This window comes from Luteimonas yindakuii (assembly GCF_004803715.2).
Classification (GTDB): Bacteria; Pseudomonadota; Gammaproteobacteria; order Xanthomonadales; family Xanthomonadaceae; genus Luteimonas; species Luteimonas yindakuii.
This window is the reverse complement of sequence record NZ_CP039383.2, coordinates 216,355-233,362: the sequence shown is the minus strand read 5'-3', so window position 1 is coordinate 233,362 and position 17,008 is coordinate 216,355. Positions and strand designations below refer to the sequence as shown.

At 69.2% G+C, this 17,008-nt stretch carries 14 protein-coding genes and 1 pseudogene; 5 read left to right on the top strand and 10 right to left on the bottom strand.

Features of this window, described 5'->3' with window-relative positions; translation table 11 throughout:
* Window positions 1-90 precede the first annotated feature (90 nt).
* Together E5843_RS01065 and E5843_RS01060 are read left to right on the top strand one after the other, a co-directional pair.
* Window positions 91-1,353, top strand: coding sequence for a DNA/RNA non-specific endonuclease (locus tag E5843_RS01065; protein ID WP_166815817.1), 1,263 nt, complete (start codon window positions 91-93; stop codon window positions 1,351-1,353).
* A gap of 12 nt (window positions 1,354-1,365) precedes the next feature.
* Window positions 1,366-1,743, top strand: coding sequence for a hypothetical protein (locus tag E5843_RS01060; protein WP_136411568.1), 378 nt, complete (start codon window positions 1,366-1,368; stop codon window positions 1,741-1,743).
* Window position 1,744: 1 nt separating this feature from the next.
* Here E5843_RS01060 and cyoE read toward each other — a convergent pair whose 3' ends face one another.
* Genes cyoE through E5843_RS01040 form a run of 4 tightly spaced genes read right to left on the bottom strand, consistent with a single transcriptional unit; the run spans window position 1,745 to window position 5,194 of the window.
* Window positions 1,745-2,653, bottom strand: a complete 909-nt coding sequence (gene cyoE, locus E5843_RS01055) for a heme o synthase (RefSeq protein WP_136411567.1) — start codon at window positions 2,651-2,653, stop codon at window positions 1,745-1,747.
* Between the two features lies 1 nt (window position 2,654).
* Window positions 2,655-3,920 (bottom strand): COX15/CtaA family protein, encoded by a 1,266-nt coding sequence (locus E5843_RS01050; protein ID WP_141065563.1) that lies wholly within the window; start codon window positions 3,918-3,920, stop codon window positions 2,655-2,657.
* 51 nt (window positions 3,921-3,971) lie between these two features.
* On the bottom strand, window positions 3,972-4,544 hold the full coding sequence (locus E5843_RS01045) for a hypothetical protein (protein ID WP_134675228.1): 573 nt from the start codon (window positions 4,542-4,544) through the stop codon (window positions 3,972-3,974).
* Complete coding sequence (locus E5843_RS01040) at window positions 4,541-5,194, bottom strand: SURF1 family protein (protein WP_141066115.1); 654 nt, start codon at window positions 5,192-5,194, stop codon at window positions 4,541-4,543. Before E5843_RS01040 ends, E5843_RS01045 begins: the two co-directional genes overlap by 4 nt.
* A 128-nt stretch (window positions 5,195-5,322) precedes the next feature.
* On the opposite strand from E5843_RS01040, the gene E5843_RS01035 reads away from it, so the two are divergent.
* On the top strand, window positions 5,323-5,541 hold the full coding sequence (locus tag E5843_RS01035; RefSeq protein WP_134675229.1) for a twin transmembrane helix small protein: 219 nt from the start codon (window positions 5,323-5,325) through the stop codon (window positions 5,539-5,541).
* A gap of 240 nt (window positions 5,542-5,781) precedes the next feature.
* Here the strand turns inward: E5843_RS01035 and E5843_RS01030 are convergent, their stop codons facing one another.
* The 5 genes and pseudogenes from E5843_RS01030 to coxB form a co-directional block, all read right to left on the bottom strand.
* Window positions 5,782-6,663 (bottom strand): cytochrome c oxidase subunit 3, encoded by an 882-nt coding sequence (locus tag E5843_RS01030; protein ID WP_134675230.1) that lies wholly within the window; start codon window positions 6,661-6,663, stop codon window positions 5,782-5,784.
* A gap of 35 nt (window positions 6,664-6,698) precedes the next feature.
* Window positions 6,699-7,286 carry a cytochrome c oxidase assembly protein gene (locus E5843_RS01025; RefSeq protein ID WP_134675231.1) on the bottom strand — a complete coding sequence of 196 codons (588 nt, stop codon included), beginning with the start codon at window positions 7,284-7,286 and terminating at the stop codon, window positions 6,699-6,701.
* Window positions 7,283-7,426, bottom strand: a complete 144-nt coding sequence (locus E5843_RS14090) for a hypothetical protein (protein ID WP_166432822.1) — start codon at window positions 7,424-7,426, stop codon at window positions 7,283-7,285. Before E5843_RS14090 ends, E5843_RS01025 begins: the two co-directional genes overlap by 4 nt.
* Window positions 7,427-7,475: 49 nt before the next feature.
* A pseudogene (gene ctaD, locus E5843_RS01020) lies at window positions 7,476-9,092 on the bottom strand (cytochrome c oxidase subunit I); the annotation flags it as partial.
* A gap of 29 nt (window positions 9,093-9,121) precedes the next feature.
* Window positions 9,122-10,045 carry a cytochrome c oxidase subunit II gene (gene coxB, locus E5843_RS01015; RefSeq protein ID WP_136411564.1) on the bottom strand — a complete coding sequence of 308 codons (924 nt, stop codon included), beginning with the start codon at window positions 10,043-10,045 and terminating at the stop codon, window positions 9,122-9,124.
* 435 nt (window positions 10,046-10,480) lie between these two features.
* Between coxB and putA the strand changes: the two genes are divergently transcribed.
* Window positions 10,481-13,672: a bifunctional proline dehydrogenase/L-glutamate gamma-semialdehyde dehydrogenase PutA gene (gene putA / locus E5843_RS01010; protein WP_136412988.1), complete on the top strand. Its 3,192-nt coding sequence runs from the start codon at window positions 10,481-10,483 to the stop codon at window positions 13,670-13,672.
* Window positions 13,673-13,774: 102 nt separating this feature from the next.
* Window positions 13,775-14,692: an AEC family transporter gene (locus tag E5843_RS01005; RefSeq protein ID WP_136411563.1), complete on the top strand. Its 918-nt coding sequence runs from the start codon at window positions 13,775-13,777 to the stop codon at window positions 14,690-14,692.
* A 778-nt stretch (window positions 14,693-15,470) separates the two neighbouring features.
* Here the strand turns inward: E5843_RS01005 and E5843_RS01000 are convergent.
* The gene (locus E5843_RS01000; RefSeq protein WP_166432823.1) at window positions 15,471-16,814 is read right to left on the bottom strand and encodes an OmpP1/FadL family transporter; all 1,344 of its coding nucleotides are present in this window, start codon (window positions 16,812-16,814) and stop codon (window positions 15,471-15,473) included.
* Window positions 16,815-17,008 lie beyond the last annotated feature (194 nt).

Below are 17,008 nucleotides of genomic sequence, written 5' to 3'. Positions count from 1 at the left end.
GCCACCTCGGGTGCGCCCCAATGTCGGCCCGGTGGCGGCCTGCCTATGCTTCCGGAGTCGGCGCGCAGGCGCCGCCTACTGGCTTGCCGCATGTCCATCGACGCCTCGCGCGACGCATCGTCCTTCCCGGGGCCGCTCCCGGACTGGCTGTCCGGGCTGGCCGCCATGCTGCAGCCCCCGGCGGCGCGCTTCGGCCCGGACGTGCTGGCCACGCAGGGCCGCGATGTTGCGTTCGAACACGATCCGGCGTCCACCCGCATCAGCAACGAAACCGGCGCCGGCCAGCGCAGCCGCTGGGACGCCAGCACCGAAGTCTCGGTCGCCGTGGCGGAGCAGCCGGGCGCGCCGGTGCGCGTGCACTACCAGGCCGACATGCCGCGCAGCGCCGCGACCCCGGAAGCGATGCGGTCGATCAACCCGCTCGATCCGGGCTCCTGGCCGCCCGGCACCCGCGTCGAACTGGCCGGCGGCGACCATGCCGGCACGCCGTTCGAGGCCACGTTCCGCAACCTCGCCGACGCCAACGGCGTCGAGTCGATCGACGACGTGCGCCTGGTGATGGTCAAGACCACCGAGACCAGGGCACGCCCGGTGGCGGAACTGCGGGTGATGTCGGGGCCCGCCAGCGTGTTCGCTGCACCGACCGCGCATGGCCCCGGCTCGCCGGTACTCGACCGCGAGGATTTCAGCGTGCATACGCTGGTGCAGCGCGACCCGGGCCATCCCGACCAGCGCGCGGCACTCAACCACCTGCTGGTCTCGGGCACGTTGCCCGACGGCACCGTTGGCGTTGCCGAGACCGTCTCGCCCGGCAGCATCAACGCGCTGGTCAGCGACGTCGCCAGCGGCGAGGTCAACGACGTCACCTGGACCTTCGACGACGAGGGCCGGCCGCTGCATGCGGAAGGCACGCTGACCTGGCTGCCCGGCAGCGGCAGCATGCGCGACACCGACAGCGTGGAGAACCGAGCGCAGTCGGGCTTCCGCGTCGACAACGGGCTCGACCGCAGCGAGCACACCGGCCACATCTTCGCCTACCGCTTCGTGCACGGGCATGGCGCGGTGAACATGTTCCCGCAGAACGGCAACTTCAACACCGGCGCGTATGCACGCCTCGAACAGGAGTGGGCCGACTGGCTCGATGCCGGCATGGATGTCGACATCCGCGTGGAACTCGCACCGTCCGGTGCGCTGCGCCCCGACCAGGTGGTGGTGGACTACGCGGTCACCGATCCCGCCAGCGGCAGCGTGGTCTACGACCCGGCGACGACGGTGTTCGAGAACGCGGCAGGACAGGTGTTCGACAGCCTGTCGCGCGCGGAGATCGGCCGCTTGATCGCCGATATCGCCTGATATCCTCGGGCCATGGACAACAACGCCCGGATCATGGAAATCGGCCGGCTGATCGCCACCGATCACAAGGTCGCCGCCGCACCATGGGACGGTTACGCACTGATCGTCGTCTATGCCGATGGCAGCCGGAAGCTGGCCGGCTTCCGCTATCGCGACGGCGCACCACCGGCTGCGGCAACACCCGAGGCAACGGTACAACTGGGCGAACAGCTCGACGCCCTGCGCGCGGGCACGCAGGTCGCAGGAAAGGCGCCGTGGAACGCCTGCGTGGTGAAGATCCGCCGCGACACCGGCCGCGTCGCGGTCGACTTCGACTACGACACACCGACGCAGTGGAAGATCGGCCCGGAGACGCTCCACACCGTTGCGGAGCGCGCGCGGCCGCAGTGAGTCAGCCGATCCGCTCGAACCCGATCAGCGGCGCAGGCGCCAGCCACGGCTGCAGCCAGTGGTCGACCAGCAGGAAGGCGAACAGCGCCATCAGGTAGACGATGGAGTAGTTGAACACCCGCATCGCGAAGAACTCATCGGGTGGATCCAGCAGCTTCCACGCGTACCAGAGAAACACCAGGCCGAGCACCAGCGCGCCGCCGAGATAGAACAGCCCGCTCATGCCGGTCGCCCACGGCAGCACCGTCGCAACCAGCAGCAGCACCGTGTAGAACAGGATCTGCCAGCGGGTATAGACCACGCCGTGGGTCACCGGCAGCATCGGGATCAGCGCGCGTGCGTAATCGTCGCGGCGGAAGATCGCCAGCGCCCAGAAGTGCGGCGGCGTCCACACGAAGATGATCAGCACCAGCAGCAGCGCGTGCGGATCCAGCGTGCCGGTGATCGCGGCCCAGCCCAGGGCCGGCGGCGCCGCGCCGGCGAGCCCGCCGATGACGATGTTCTGCGGCGTCGCGCGCTTGAGGAAGCCGGTGTAGATGATCGCGTAGCCGATCAGCGCGAAGAAGGTGAGCACGGCGGTCAGCGTGTTGACCAGCAGCACCAGGACCGCCATCGACGCCACGCCCAGGGCGATCGCGAACAGCAGCACCTGCACCGGGCGCAACGTACCCGTGGCCAGCGGCCGGTGCGCGGTGCGCGCCATGATCCGGTCGATGCGCTGGTCGATCAGGTGGTTGATCGCCGCCGCCGACGACGCCGCCAGCCAGATGCCGAGCAGCCCGAACAGGCTTTCGCGCAGCGGCGGCAGGCCCGGCACCGCCAGGAACATGCCGACCAGCGCGGTGAACACCAGCAGCGCCACCACCCGCGGCTTGGTCAGCTCCCAGTACTGGCCGAACGGCACGGCCATGTCAGTCGACCGCCATGCGCGTGGGGCCGCCGACACCCGCGTCCTGCACCCGCGCCAGCAGCGAGACCAGCACGAACAGCAGCAGGGCCGCGCCGCCGTTGTGCATCACCGCTACCGACAGCGGCAGGGCAAGCTTGACGTTGAGGATGCCCAGCATGACCTGCGCCACCGTCAGCAGGGCCAGTAGCACGCCCCAGCCGCGCAGGCCGGGCATGCGCAGCAGCTGCACCGCGGCAGTGATCAGCGCGACGAAGGCGACGATCGCGAACAGGCGGTGGGCCATCTGGATGGCGATGCGCGCACCGCCGTCGAGCACGCCGCCCTCGTAGTCGACACCGATCCCGCGCCAGAGCACGAAGCCCTCGCGGAAGTCCGACGGCGGCCACCACTGGCCCACGCACCTGGGGAAGTCGATGTAATGGGCGGTGTCGGTGGTCCAGCCGCCGCCACCGCAGGCCAGCGCCGCGTAATTGGCGCTCACCCAGCCGCCCAGGGCGATCTGCACGCCGAGCACCGCCAGCGCCACCCACAGCAGCACGCGCAGTGCGTGCGCCCCGGCGAGGCGGATCGGCAGGTGGGTGGCGCGCCAGGCCATCCACGTCAGCAGCGAGAACGTCAGCAGGCCGCCCAGCAGGTGGCCCATCACGATCACCGGCTTCAGCAGCAGGGTCACCGTCCATTTGCCGAGCAGCGCCTGGAAGATGATCACCGCCAGCGTCAGCACGGCGGCGCGGGCCAGGTCGACGTTGCTCCAGCGCAACGCCGCCAGCAGCAGGATCGCCTCGCCGGCACCGGCGAGCGCGAACGCGGCGCCGATGTGGCCGTACATGTAGGCCGGAATCGCCGCCGCCACCAGTGCGGATGCGCCGACGACCTGGGCGATGCCGTGCCGCCGACGGCGCGCTGCCAGCAGCGCCAGTCCCAGCACCAGCACACCGAGGATCGCGGCGATGTGGCGGTGCACCTGCTCGCGCCAGGCCTTGTGGGTCTCCAGCGGACGGATGTCGGTGGCGGCGTGCCCGGCCACCTCCTCGGGTACCTTCGGCCACGCCGCGCGGCCATAGCAGGTCGGCCAGTCGGGGCAGCTCAGGCCGGCGTCGGACAGGCGTACGAACGCACCGAACACCACCACCAGCAGGGTCAACGCCACTGCGAACCAGGCGATGCGGTGGAAATGCCGATGCAGTGTCGGCCTCGAGGCGGCCGGACGCGTCGGCCTGGATGGCGGCGGGCTGGGCGTGGGGGCGCCTGGTGTGGCTGGGGTCATCGTCTCGTGGTCGGTCGTCGGTCCGGGGGCGCCGGGCAGCGGGGCCGCGGGCTATTTCAGCTTGAGCAGGCGCGCCATGTCGGTGCGCAGATGCCCCGCATCGAAGCCGGGAGCGTAGCGCAGTATGACGAAGCCATTGGGATCGATCACGTAGACGGGCACGCCGGCAGGGTCGTCGTTGCGGGCGAGGCCGGCGCGGAACCCGGCATCCTCGGCCAGCACATGCAGCGCGCGGGAGTGCGTGGCGTTGGCTGGCGGCTCGCCCATCCAGAGGATGTGCACGCGGTCGGCCTGGCGCCCGAACAGCTGCCAGACCTTGTCGAGGTCCGCCGACAGGCGCACGCATTCCTCGTTGCACCCGGCAGGGGGCGCGAGCGCGATCCGCCACGTGCGCTCGGCCGGCTGCCAGGCGTACGGCGCACCGTCGGCGGTCGCGAGCGCCACCGCGCGCAGGTCGCCGGGCGGCTGCAGCAGCTCGCCATGGTTGCGCATGCCCTCCGGTCGCCAGCCGGAGAAGCGCAATGCGCCCGCCATCAGCGCGCTGCCGAGGAAGATGACGACGACCGCGACCAGCAGCGCACGGTTGCGGTTGCGCTGCCGGCGCGACACGGGAGCGGAATTCATGGACGTTTCCTGCGGAAGGTCAGTACCAGCGCGGTGACCAGCACCGCCAGCGCGAGGCCGAACCACTGCACCGCGTAACCGAGGTGGCGTTCCGGCGGAAGGGTGTTCGCAAGCAGTTCGAGGTCGCGCGGGTAGCCGCCGTCGAGCATGGGATCGGCGCGCAGCACGCGCGCGGCCAGCGTCGGCAGGCCAAGCGCCTCGGCGATGGCATCCGGCTCCAGTGCCATCACCAGCAGGCTGCCATCGGCCTGCGGCTGGATCGCCGGCGCCACCAGCCCGGCGGCGGGCGGCGGCGCGAGCAGGCCTTCCACGCGCGACCATTCCGGCGCCGGGTCGATGGTCGGGATGGTGCGGTCCGGCGGCACCGGCAGCCAGCCGAGATCCACCAGCACCGGGGCGCGTCCGTCCTCGGGCAGGAACGCGCGGTACACGCGCAGCCCCGGACGCCCACCGCGCTGCTGGTTGTCGAGCAACACTGCAGGCGTATCGGCAAAGCGCCCGCTGCCCGCAGCCCATTCATGCGCCCGGCCGCGCTGCGTGTCCGCTGCCGCATCCAGCGACTGCGGCGCGCGCGTCGACAGCGCCTGCGCGGCGGAATCCAGCATCGCCTGCTTGGCGTGCTGTCGTCCCAGCTGCCAGCTGCCCAGCATGCAGAACAGTGCGATCAGCAGCAGCGCGAACGCCCAGCCGAGGACCGGCGTCGCCCGTGACCGGCTCACCCGCTGCTCCGCGACGGCTGCGATAATCCGCTCATGCGCAGCCCGCGCCGGAGAACGCAATGAACGACTCGCTGAAGATCCTGCTGATCGTCGCCTTTCTGCTGCTCATCCTGTGGAACCTCGGCGCGGGCCTGTATTACATGCTGGTCGACAAGGGCGAGACCAAGCGCACGGTCAATGCGCTGACCAAGCGCATCGGCCTGTCCGTGGCGCTGATCCTGCTGGTGGTGCTGGCGATCTGGATGGGCTGGATCGAACCGCATGGCGTCGGCGGGTAAGCCGCGCGGGGATGCGGACCGGCACCCTGATTCCGGGATGCCTGCAGGTGGATGGGACATCCGAGCCGCGGGTGATGGCGGTTGGCAACCTGCGCCGGACTCCGGCAGATGCCGCGCTCCGCCCTCATCCGGCGCTTCGCGCCACCTTCTCCCGCACGCGGGAGAAGGGCGAAGGGAGTACCGGATCTTTCCCCGACGCGAGACCTTCGACGCGTCGGGGGATCGGGTGATGCCGCGCCGTCAGACCACGTAGACGAACAGGAACAGGATCAGCCACACCACGTCGACGAAGTGCCAGTACCAGGCCACGGCCTCGAAGGCGAAATGGTTCTCGCGGGTGAAGTGCCCCTTCAGGCAGCGGAACCAGATCACGATCAGCATGATCGTGCCCAGGGTCACGTGCGCGCCGTGGAAGCCGGTCAGCATGAAGAACGTGGAACCGTAGATCCCCGAACCCAGCGTCAGGTTGAGGTCGCGGTAGGCGTGGATGTATTCCTCGACCTGGAAGAACAGGAACACGCAGCCCAGCAGCACGGTGAGGCCGAGGAACCACAGCAGCTGCACGCGACGGCCGGCCTTGAGCGCGTGGTGGGCGATGGTGATGGTCACGCCCGAGGTCAGCAGCAGCAGCGTGTTGAGCAGCGGCAGGCCCCAGGCCGGGATGGTCTGGAAGCCACCACCGACATCACCCGGGCCCGCGCTCGGCCAGGCGGCGCTGAAACCGCCCCACAGCACCTCGTTGGTGGCCACGCCCGAGCCTTCGCCGCCCAGCCACGGCAGCGCCAGCGCGCGCGCGTAGAACAGCGCCCCGAAGAACGCGCCGAAGAACATGATCTCGGAGAAGATGAACCACACCATCCCCATCCGGAACGAACCGTCGACGCGCTTGTTGTAGTAGCCCGACACCGACTCCAGGATCACGTCGGCGAACCACTTGAACAGGATCAGGCACAGGCCGGCGATGCCGATGAAGAACGTGGTGCGTCCCCACGCCGAATCGTTGAACCAGCCGGCCAGGCCGAACATGGTCACGAACAGGGCCATCGACGCGAACAGCGGCCACTTGCTGTGATGCGGCACGAAGTAGGCGTCGCTGTCGTGGGTAGCAGGAGCTTGGGCCATGGCGGAGTTCCGTCGGATGCTGCGGGCGGTGGGGTTCAGCGCGTGGCGCGCGCGGTGGTGAGCGCCCCGGCCCGCGGCGCCTGCGACAGGCGTTCGGTGGCGAGGTCGTTCTTGTAGAACATGTAGGACAGGGTAACCGTGTTCACGTCGGCGGGCAGGGCCGGGTCGATGATGAAACGCACCGGCATGTCACGGGTTTCGCCGGCCTGCAGGGTCTGCAGGGTGAAGCAGAAGCATTCGGTCTTCTGGAAATAGCCCGAGGCGCGCGCCGGTGCCACCGATGGCGTCGCGCTGCCGACCACCGGCACCGCGCTGTTGTTGTGCGCGTAATAGGTGGTCTCGTAGACCTCGCCCACGCGCACGCGCTTGGTGCTCTCGTTGGGGCGGAACGACCACGGCAGCTTGGAGTTGACGCTGCCGTCGAACTCCACCGTGACCCAGCGCTCCGCCACTGGCGTGGCCGGAACCACGGCGGATTCGCTTACCGCGGAACCATCGAGGCGGATGCCGAACACCTTTTCGCAGGCGATCCGGTACAGCGGCACCAGCGAGAAGGTGAAGGCGAACGCCGCCACCGCCACGCACACCAGCTTGACCACATCCGACTTGCGCGCACCGCTCACCGCCCCAGCACTCCCGAAAGTATGAAGACCACGTAGATCGTGACCGCCACCGCGCCGATCACCAGCGCGGTGCGTCGTGCCCGCCGCCGGTTGTCGGCGATGCGGGCGGAATCCTGACCGGGATCAGGCCTTTCTTGCATTGCTGTGGCCCGCGGTCTCGACGTGCGAGCTGGTGTCGTCATAGTCGAGGTGCTCGACATCGCCGTGGGCGAGGTCGCCCGGACGGATCACCGGCGGCGTGGTGAAGGTGTGGTGCGGCGCCGGCGACGGCACCGTCCACTCCAGCCCGCGCGCGGCCTCCCACGGACGTGCCGGCGCCGGTGCACCCTTCCTCAGCGAATGGAACAGGATGCCGAACATCAGGAACGGGGTGAGGAACATGCCGAACGCGCCGATCGAGCTGACCAGGTTCCAGTCGGCGAACACCACGTTGTAGTCCGGGATGCGGCGCGGCATGCCGGCCAGGCCGAGGAAGTGCTGGGGGAAGAACAGCAGGTTGACGAACACCACCGTCCACCAGAAGTGCACCTTGGCCCAGCCCTCGTGGTACATGCGCCCGGTCCACTTCGGCCACCAGTAGTACACCGCGGCGATGATGCCGAACAGCGCGCCGGTCACCAGCACGTAGTGGAAGTGGGCGACCACGAAGTAGGTGTCGTGGTACTGGAAGTCGGCCGGCACGATGGCGAGCATCAGTCCGGAGAAGCCGCCGATCGAGAACAGGATGACGAACGCGATCGACCACAGCATCGGGCTTTCGAAGGTCAGCGAGCCCTTCCACATTGTGGACACCCAGTTGAACACCTTCACCCCGGTGGGGATGGCGATCAGCATGGTCGCGAACATGAAGTAGATCTCGCCGCCCAGCGGCATGCCCACGGTGAACATGTGGTGGGCCCAGACGATGAACGACAGGAACGCGATCGCCGCGGTGGCGTACACCATCGCCTGGTAGCCGAACAACGGCTTGCGGCTGAAGGTCGGGATGATCTCGCTGACCACGCCGAAGGCGGGCAGGATCATGATGTAGACCTCGGGATGGCCGAAGAACCAGAAGATGTGCTGGTACATCACCGGGTCGCCGCCACCGGCGGCATAGAAGAAGCTGGTGCTGAAGAACTTGTCGGTGAGCAGCATCGTCACCGCGCCGGCCAGCACCGGCATCACCGCGATCAGCAGGAACGCGGTGATCAGCCAGGTCCAGCAGAAGATCGGCATCTTCAGCAGGTCGATGCCCGGCGCGCGCATGTTGAGCACGGTGGCGATGACGTTGATCGCGCCCATGATCGAGCTGATGCCCATCATGTGGATGGCGAAGATGGTGAACGCGACGTTGTTGCCGCCCTGCAGCGACAGCGGCGGGTACAGCGTCCAGCCGCTGGCGGGGGCGCCGTCGGGCAGGAACAGCGTCATCAGCAGCATCGCGAACGCGAACGGCAGGATCCAGAACGACCAGTTGTTCATGCGCGGCAGCGCCATGTCCGGCGCGCCGATCTGCAGCGGGATCATCCAGTTGGCCAGGCCGACGAAGGCCGGCATCACGCCGCCGAAGATCATCACCAGCGCGTGCATGGTGGTCATCTGGTTGAAGAACATCGGCTCGACCAGCTGCAGGCCGGGCACGGTGAGCTCGGCGCGGATGATCACGCTCATCGCGGCGCCGATGATGAACATCACGAACGCGAACAGCAGGTACAGCGTGCCGATGTCCTTGTGGTTCGTGGAGAAGAACCAGCGCTCGACGAAGCCCTGCTTGTGGCCGTGCTCGTCGGTGGTGTGGTCGGCGTGGGCGGTATGGGTGGACATGGCGTGGCCTGGAAGTCTGGAGGGGTCGATCAGCCGGCGACAGGCGCGGCGATCGTCTCGGCAGGGATGCGCGCGGTGGCGTCGGCGTCGGTGTCGGCGGCGGGTTCGTCCGCCGGTGCGGCGGGGACCGCGGGCGCGGCCGGCTGCGGCGCGTTGGCGGCCTTCTCCGCGGCAAGCCAGCCGTCGAACTCCTCACGCGGCACGGCGCGCACCACGATCGGCATGAACGCGTGGTCCTTGCCGCACAGCTCCGCGCACTGGCCGCGGTAGACGCCGGGCACGGTGATCTCGGTCCAGGCCTCGTTGATGATTCCGGGGATGGCGTCCTGCTTCCAGCCCAGCGCCGGCACCCACCAGGAATGGATGACGTCGTCGGCGGTGATCACGAAGCGGACCTTGGTGTCGACCGGCAGCACCAGCTCGTTGTCGACCTCGAGCAGGTAGTTGCCATGCGCTTCGAGCTGGGCGCGGGTGACCGAAGGGTCCTGGCGCAGGCGGTCGCTCTCGCGGTCGAGGCGGCTGACGATGGTGACGTCCTCGCCCATGTACTCGTAGGTCCACATCCACTGGTAGCCGGTGACCTTGACGGTCATCGCCGAATCGCGGGTGTCGTACATCGCGATCAGCTTCTGGGTGGCCGGGATCGCCATGATCACCAGCAGGATCACCGGGATCACCGTCCAGATGACTTCGGCCATGGTGTTGTGGCTGAACTGCGCCGCGACCGCGCCCTTCGACTTGCGGAACGCGAACATCGCGTACGCCATCGCGCCGAACACGATCAGGCCGATCGCCACGCACACCCACAGCGCGAACATGTGCGCGTCGTAGGCATGCTGGGCGGTGGACGTGACGCCGCGGCCCATGTTGAGCTGCCACCGGTGCGGATCTGCGGACTGCGCGAGCGCCGTGACGGGCGCGGACATGGCGAGCGCGACGAGCGCGCAGCGCATGCCCCAGGGGTTGGAACGACCGGCTTGCATCACGATGGGACCCCGAATGCCTGATGGCGGATGGCTGGCAGCTGACGCGACCATCTACTGTTCCGGCGGGGCCGGAGACGTGCGCAGAAGCGGCGGCGTACTGCGGATAATCGCTGCATGGTAGCGGCCGCTGCTTGCGAGGGGCAAGCCGCGTGTCATTGCGGCGCCGGTGCAGTGGAAAAACGCATGGTGGCGCCGATTTGCCGCCACGTCGCCAGGCGGCCCGATGCGTGGCCCGGCGTCGCCGGCGCCGTTGCGCCGCCCGCGCGGGCTGCGGTCAATCCGGCGTCGCCTGCGAACGCGGCCGCACGGGACCGCGGACCGCCTCGTGATGCGCTGTCCCAGTCAGGGTGCAGGGCCTAGAATCGCGGGCCCTCCCCCGCAGCGTCGTCCGCCGTGTCCGAGATCCTGTTCCCAGAGCTTCCCGCGCCGCCGGCCGCGCCGCGGGCAGCCATCACCTCCGCATGGATCCGCGACGAGGCAACCCATGTGCGCAAGCTGCTCGACGCCGCACGCCTGCCGGCAGCCGACCGTGCCGCCGTGCAGGCCACCGCCGCCGACCTCGTGCACCGGGTGCGCGAGCGCGCGCGTCACCAGGGGGCGATCGAGGCCTTCATGCAGCAGTACGACCTCGGCAGCGAGGAAGGCGTGCTGCTGATGTGCGTGGCCGAGGCGCTGCTGCGGATTCCGGACCAGGACACCGCCGACCGCCTGATCCGCGACAAGCTGGGCGAGGCCGACTGGAAGAAGCACATGGGCCAGTCCGATTCGTTGCTGGTCAACGCGTCGACCTGGGGGCTGATGCTGACCGGCCGGCTGGTCGACCTTGCCGACGACACCCGCCGCGATGCGCACAGTGCCTTCAAGCGCATGGTCGGCCGCGTCGGCGAGCCGGTGATCCGCCTGGCCACGCGCCAGGCGATGAAGATCATGGGCCACCAGTTCGTCATGGGCCGCACCATCGACGAAGCGCTGGCGCGCAGCCGCAAGGGCGCGAACGCCACCTATCGTTATTCGTTCGACATGCTTGGCGAGGCCGCGCTGACCGATACCGATGCCGCGCGCTACCTGAAGGCCTATCGCCTGGCGATCGACGCCATCGGCCAGCACCGCGACCGCCCGCGCGGTGACGGCCCGGAAGCGGTGTTCGCCGCGCCGTCGATCTCGGTGAAGCTGTCGGCGCTGCATCCGCGCTATGAACACGCCAATCGCGCCAACGTGCTGGCGGAACTGGTGCCGGCGCTGCTGTCGCTGGCACAGCAGGCCAAGGACCATGGCATCGGCCTGACCATCGACGCCGAGGAGGCCGATCGCCTGGAGCTGTCGCTCGACGTGATCGAACACGCCTGGCGCGATCCCTCGCTGACCGGCTGGGAAGGGTTCGGCATCGTCGTGCAGGCCTACCAGAAGCGCGCACCCTACGTGCTCGACTGGATCATCGACCTCGCCCGCCAGGGCGGCCGGCGCATCCCGGTGCGCCTGGTCAAGGGCGCGTACTGGGACAGCGAGATCAAGCGCGCGCAGGTCGACGGCCATCCGGACTATCCGGTGTTCACCCGCAAGCCGAACACCGACGTCAGCTACCTGGCCAACGCGCGCAAGCTGCTGGAAGCCGCGGACACGGTGTATCCGATGTTCGCCACCCACAACGCGCACACCATCGCCGCGGTGCACCGCATGGCCGGGCTGTACCTGCCGGCGCTGGCACGCGCGAAGACCACGCCGTACGAGTTCCAGAAGCTGCACGGCATGGGCGACGACCTGTATGCCGAGGTGATCCCGGCCGACCGCCTCGGCGTGCCCTGCCGCGTGTACGCGCCGGTCGGCAGCCACGAGGACCTGCTGCCGTACCTGGTGCGGCGCCTGCTCGAGAACGGCGCCAACTCCAGCTTCGTCAACCGCATCAGCGACGAGACCGTGCCGGTCGAGGCGCTGGTGCAGGACCCGGTCGAGACCATCGCCGGCTACGCCAGCATTCCCCACCCCCGCATTCCGCTGCCGGTCGACCTCTACCGCAGCCAGGGCCACGACAGGAGCAATTCGATGGGCGTCAACCTCGCCAATGACGACCAGCTGCGCCAGCTTGCCGAACAGGTCAACGCACACGGCATGGGCTGGCGCGCGGCGCCGCTGGTGCCGGGCGCGCAGCCGGGCGGCATGCAGATCGCGGTGACCAACCCCGCCGATCGCCGCCAGACCGTCGGCCACTGGCTGCCGGCCGACGAGGCCACGGTGGAGCGTGCGCTGGCCAATGCGGTGGCCGCGCAGCCGGGCTGGGACGCGACCCCCGCGACCTCGCGCGCGGCGATCCTGGAACATGCCGCCGACCTGCTGGAAGCGCGCATGCCGCAGTTCATCGCGCTATGCACGCGCGAGGCCGGCAAGAGCATCGCCGACGGCGTGGCCGAGGTGCGCGAGGCGGTCGACTTCCTGCGCTACTACGCCGGCCAGGCACGCACGCTGTTCCAGCCCGAGGCGATGCCCGGCCCGACCGGCGAGAGCAACACCCTGCAGCTCGCCGGCCGCGGCGTGTTCGTGTGCATCAGCCCGTGGAACTTCCCGCTGGCGATCTTCGCCGGCCAGATCGCCGCGGCGCTGGCCGCCGGCAACAGCGTGATCGCCAAGCCGGCCGAACAGACCACGCTCACCGGCTATTACGCGGTCGAACTGCTGCACGAGGCCGGCGTGCCTGCCGACGTGCTGCAGTTCCTGCCCGGCGACGGCGCCACGGTCGGCAGTGCGCTGACCCGCGACGATCGCGTGGCCGGGGTGGCGTTCACCGGTTCGACCTTCACCGCGCGGGCGATCAACCGCGCGCTGGCCGCGCGCGATGCCGCGATCGCGGTGCTGATCGCGGAGACCGGCGGGCAGAACGCACTGATCGCCGATTCGTCCTCGCTGCCCGAGCAACTGGTCAAGGACGTGCTGGGCTCGGCCTTTACTTCGGCCGGCCAGCGCTGCTCGGCGGCACGGGTGCTGTTCGTGCAGGACGACATCGCCGACAGGGTGATCGAAATGCTGGCCGGCGCGATGGCGCGGCTGCGCGTGGGCGACCCGGCGCTGCTGTCGACCGATGTCGGCCCGGTGATCGACGACGAGGCGGTGCGCATGCTCGAGCAGCATGCCGAGCGCATGGGTTCGGAGGCGCGCCTGATCGCGACCGCGCCGGCCACCCCGGCAATGGAACACGGCACCTTCTTCCTGCCGCACGCGTGGGAGCTGAAGTCGCTGTCGCAGCTCGACCACGAGAAGTTCGGTCCGGCGCTGCACGTGATCCGCTGGAAGGCCAGCGAGCTCGACCAGGTGATCGACCACATCAACACCACCGGCTACGGGCTGACCCTGGGCATCCATTCGCGCATCGACGAGACGATCGAGAAGATCGCCTCGCGGGTGCGGGTGGGCAACGTCTACGTCAACCGCAACCAGATCGGCGCGGTGGTCGGCGTGCAGCCGTTCGGTGGCCAGGGCCTGTCGGGCACCGGACCGAAGGCCGGCGGCCCGCACTACCTGCCGCGCTTCGCCACCGAGAAGGCGGTGACCATCAACACCACCGCGGCCGGCGGCAACGCATCGCTGCTGACGCTGGAAGACTGACCGCGCGCGAGCACACGCACGCGCGCATCGAGCCGACGCCACGGTCCGCCGTGGCGTCGTCGTCTCACGACCCTGCCCACATGCCACCTGCCCGCACCCGCCATGGCCGTTGACGCCTTCGCCCTGATCCTGGCGATGCTCGCGCTGGGGATGCTGTTCGCGCGCCTCGAGGTCCTGCCCGAAAGCGCGGCCGAGACGCTCAACCGCGTGGTGCTGTACGTCTGCCTGCCGGCCGCGGTGCTGATCTACGTGCCGCGGCTGCGCTTCGATCCCTCGCTGGTCGGGGTGGCGGTGACGCCGTGGCTGCTCGCCGTGGCCAGCACGGCGCTGGTGCTGGCGCTCACCCGCGTGTTGCGCCTGCGCCGCGACGAGACCGGGGCGTTGCTTCTGCTCACCGTGCTGGGAAACAGCAGTTTCATCGGCTTCCCGATGGTGCGCGCGCTGCTTGGCGACGAGGCGCTGCCGTATGCGGTGGTGTACGACCAGTTCGGCACCTTCGTGCTGCTGTCGACGTTCGGCCTGTACGTGCTGGCGCGCTACTCCGGCGATGCGCCGCCGGGGATGCGCGAGATCGTGGCGCGCATCGTGCGCTTCCCGCCGCTGTGGGCGCTGGTGGTCGGCCTGACGGTGATGCCGGAGCAGCCCCCGACGTGGATCGCCGGCGGGTTGCAGAAGCTTGCGGACGCGCTGCTGCCGCTGGTGATGCTGGCGGTGGGGCTGTCCATCCGCCTGCGCCTGCCGCGTGACGAGTTGCGTCCGCTCGCCGCCGGGCTGGTGATCAAGCTGGTGGTGATGCCGGCCTGCGCCTTGCTGCTGTCACTGGCGTTCCGGATGCCGTCGCCGATGTTCGAAGCCAACGTGCTCGAGTCGGCGATGCCCAGCATGATCACCGCCGCCGCGCTGGCGATCTCGCATGGTCTTGCCCCGCGCCTCGTTGCCGCGCTGGTTGGCTACGGCATCGTGCTGTCGCTCGCCACGCTGCCGGCATGGGCCTGGCTGCTGGAGCGGCTGTCGGGCTGATCCTGTAAGTGGCAGCGCGGGACGCCTGGTGAGCGTCCGCCCGATCGGGAGGGACCAGGGGAGGGATTCGGCTCTCGCGCTTGAGCGGCAGTGTCGCGGCCCACCGCGGCCGCAGGGGGACGAGATTGCCTGTGAATCCGGTCGGCCACCACCGCCGCAGGACGACCGATGGTGCCAGTGTGAGTCCCGGCAGCCCGCCACGGCCACAGGGGGATGCCCGGCCGGATATCTCCGCGTCCTGCTACCAAATCCGGCCGCCGGCCATCCATGGCCGACTCTGGACATCCCCCTGCGTCCGCGGCGGGCTCCGAACCGGCGTTGCGTCGGGAGACGGTCAACGGCAGAAACGTCAGGCCGTCGTGGCCGTCGTGGTAGTCGCGGTAGTCGTGGTAGTCGACAACTTTCGGCTGCCGCCGCTGTTGACCTCCATGCCTACGCTGCCGAACGAACGAGCGTGGTGGGTTGCAGGCGACACCTGCAGTAACCGCTGTTGTTTTTCGTGCCGGACCCGACGAATGCCCGAGCCCGTCGCGTGCACCGGGGGGTGTGCTCCCAGCCGGCCATGGATGGCCGGCGGCCGGCCGTGGTAGCTGGACGCGGACTCCGGCCGGGGGAGCACATCCCCCGGTGCGCGCGACGGGCAGCGCGGATCACCACGGAGCAGCTCGCGGCCGCATGAACACTCCAGCTGTGGTCCATTGCCCGGAGTTTGGAGAGAGCCAAGAAAAAGCCCCGCCGAAGCGGGGCTTTTCGGGATGACGCTTGAGCTACAGCAGACTCAGAAGCGGTACTGCGCCGAGATACCGAACAGGTTGGCGTCGCCATCGAACGGACCCGACAGGCGGTAGCCCGCCTCCGTCATGTCGATGCGCGGGCTGTCCGGCTCGATGCGGGTGTAGGCGAAGTTGACGTCGAACGCATCGGACAGGCGCCAGGTGGCACCGATCGAGTAGAACATGCGGTTCGCGTCGGGCAGGCGCGGGGTGCGGTGCTCGATGCTGGTCGGGGTCTCGTCATACGCAACGCCGCCACGCAGCGTCCATGCGTCGTTGAGCAGGTACTCGGCGCCCAGCGCGTAGTACGACACGTCGCTCCACTCGAACGGCTCGACCGAATCCGGATCCGGGTTGTCGAAACGGATGCGCACTTCACGCAGCGACGACCAGCCGGTGTGGGCGTAGGTACCCATCAGGGCCAGGCGATCGGTCGCCTTCCAGCTCACGCCGACGTTGAGGATCGACGGCGTGGTGAGGTCGGCGGACACGGTGCCATCGGCGAACAGCGGTGCGGTCATCGGGTTGGCGTTGAACACGGTGCGCACGTTGTCCGGCACGGTCCAGTCGGCGGTGCCGGTGAGCTCGTAGTCGACCTCGGAGCGGTAGCTCACGCCGATCGCCACGTTGTCGGTCGGGCGCAGGTGCATGCCGATGATGTAGCCGAAGCCGACGTCGTCACCCTCGATCTCGGCAAAGCCGTCGACCTGCTGCGGGCGGGCGAACGGCAGCGGACGCGTGGCCGGGTTGGAGAACAGCAGCGTGCCGAAGTCGACCGACTTCGACAGCGTCACGTCGGCACGCGAGGCGATCAGGCCGGCGCCGACCGAGAAGCGGTCGGTGATGTCGAGCGCGGCGGAGAGGGTCAGGTCGACCACCCGCACGTCGGAGGTGTGGGCGGCGTAGCGGCCCATCCAGCCATCCTCGTATTCGGTGGCCAGGCCGAACGGCGCGCTGATCATCGCGCCCACCGCCACGCCGTTGTCGAGCTTGTGCACGACCGACAGCGCCGGAACCGGGGTCACGCCACCGGCGTTGCCGCCGTTGCTGCCGGTCAGCGGCTGGCCGAGAGCGTCCGTGCCGGTGCCCTGGAATTCGTAGTTGAGGTCGATGACGGTGACATCGGCCTGCATGGTGGTGCCTTCGAACTGGGTCATCGCGGCGGGGTTGTTGACCACCACCGAGCTGTCGCCGGTCTTGGCCGCGGTGCCCGCGAACGAGGTGCCCTGGGACTTGACGCTGTTTTCCTTGAGCTGGAAGCCGGCGGCGGCGGCGTTGCCGGAGGCAAGCGCGCCGGCCACGCCGAGCGCGAGGGCGGACAGGGTCAGGAGACGGGAATGACTGAGCATGGGGTTAGGAACTCCGATGACGGTGTGGGGAATCGCACCGCCGCGGCCCGGGCCTTGTGCCGGCCTGGTCCCGTCCATCGGAAGCTCCCTCCCGACCGCGGTGCGCGGCGCACTATACCGTACGGTCTGGTGCGGTTACTCGACGCGCTGCCGCATTTTTCGGCTGCTATCGTGGTGCTATCCACGTCCGCACC

Excerpts from the sequence above, each read along its gene's own strand:
- E5843_RS01065 (WP_166815817.1), top strand. The coding sequence starts at position 91 with ATGTCCATCGACGCCTCGCGCGACGCATCGTCCTTCCCGGGGCCGCTC.
- E5843_RS01060 (WP_136411568.1), top strand. The coding sequence starts at position 1,366 with ATGGACAACAACGCCCGGATCATGGAAATCGGCCGGCTGATCGCCACC.
- cyoE (WP_136411567.1), bottom strand. The coding sequence starts at position 2,653 with ATGGCCGTGCCGTTCGGCCAGTACTGGGAGCTGACCAAGCCGCGGGTG.
- E5843_RS01050 (WP_141065563.1), bottom strand. The coding sequence starts at position 3,920 with ATGACCCCAGCCACACCAGGCGCCCCCACGCCCAGCCCGCCGCCATCC.
- E5843_RS01045 (WP_134675228.1), bottom strand. The coding sequence starts at position 4,544 with ATGAATTCCGCTCCCGTGTCGCGCCGGCAGCGCAACCGCAACCGTGCG.
- E5843_RS01040 (WP_141066115.1), bottom strand. The coding sequence starts at position 5,194 with ATGCTGGGCAGCTGGCAGCTGGGACGACAGCACGCCAAGCAGGCGATG.
- E5843_RS01035 (WP_134675229.1), top strand. The coding sequence starts at position 5,323 with ATGAACGACTCGCTGAAGATCCTGCTGATCGTCGCCTTTCTGCTGCTC.
- E5843_RS01030 (WP_134675230.1), bottom strand. The coding sequence starts at position 6,663 with ATGGCCCAAGCTCCTGCTACCCACGACAGCGACGCCTACTTCGTGCCG.
- E5843_RS14090 (WP_166432822.1), bottom strand. The coding sequence starts at position 7,426 with ATGCAAGAAAGGCCTGATCCCGGTCAGGATTCCGCCCGCATCGCCGAC.
- coxB (WP_136411564.1), bottom strand. The coding sequence starts at position 10,045 with ATGCGCTGCGCGCTCGTCGCGCTCGCCATGTCCGCGCCCGTCACGGCG.
- E5843_RS01005 (WP_136411563.1), top strand. The coding sequence starts at position 13,775 with ATGGCCGTTGACGCCTTCGCCCTGATCCTGGCGATGCTCGCGCTGGGG.
- E5843_RS01000 (WP_166432823.1), bottom strand. The coding sequence starts at position 16,814 with ATGCTCAGTCATTCCCGTCTCCTGACCCTGTCCGCCCTCGCGCTCGGC.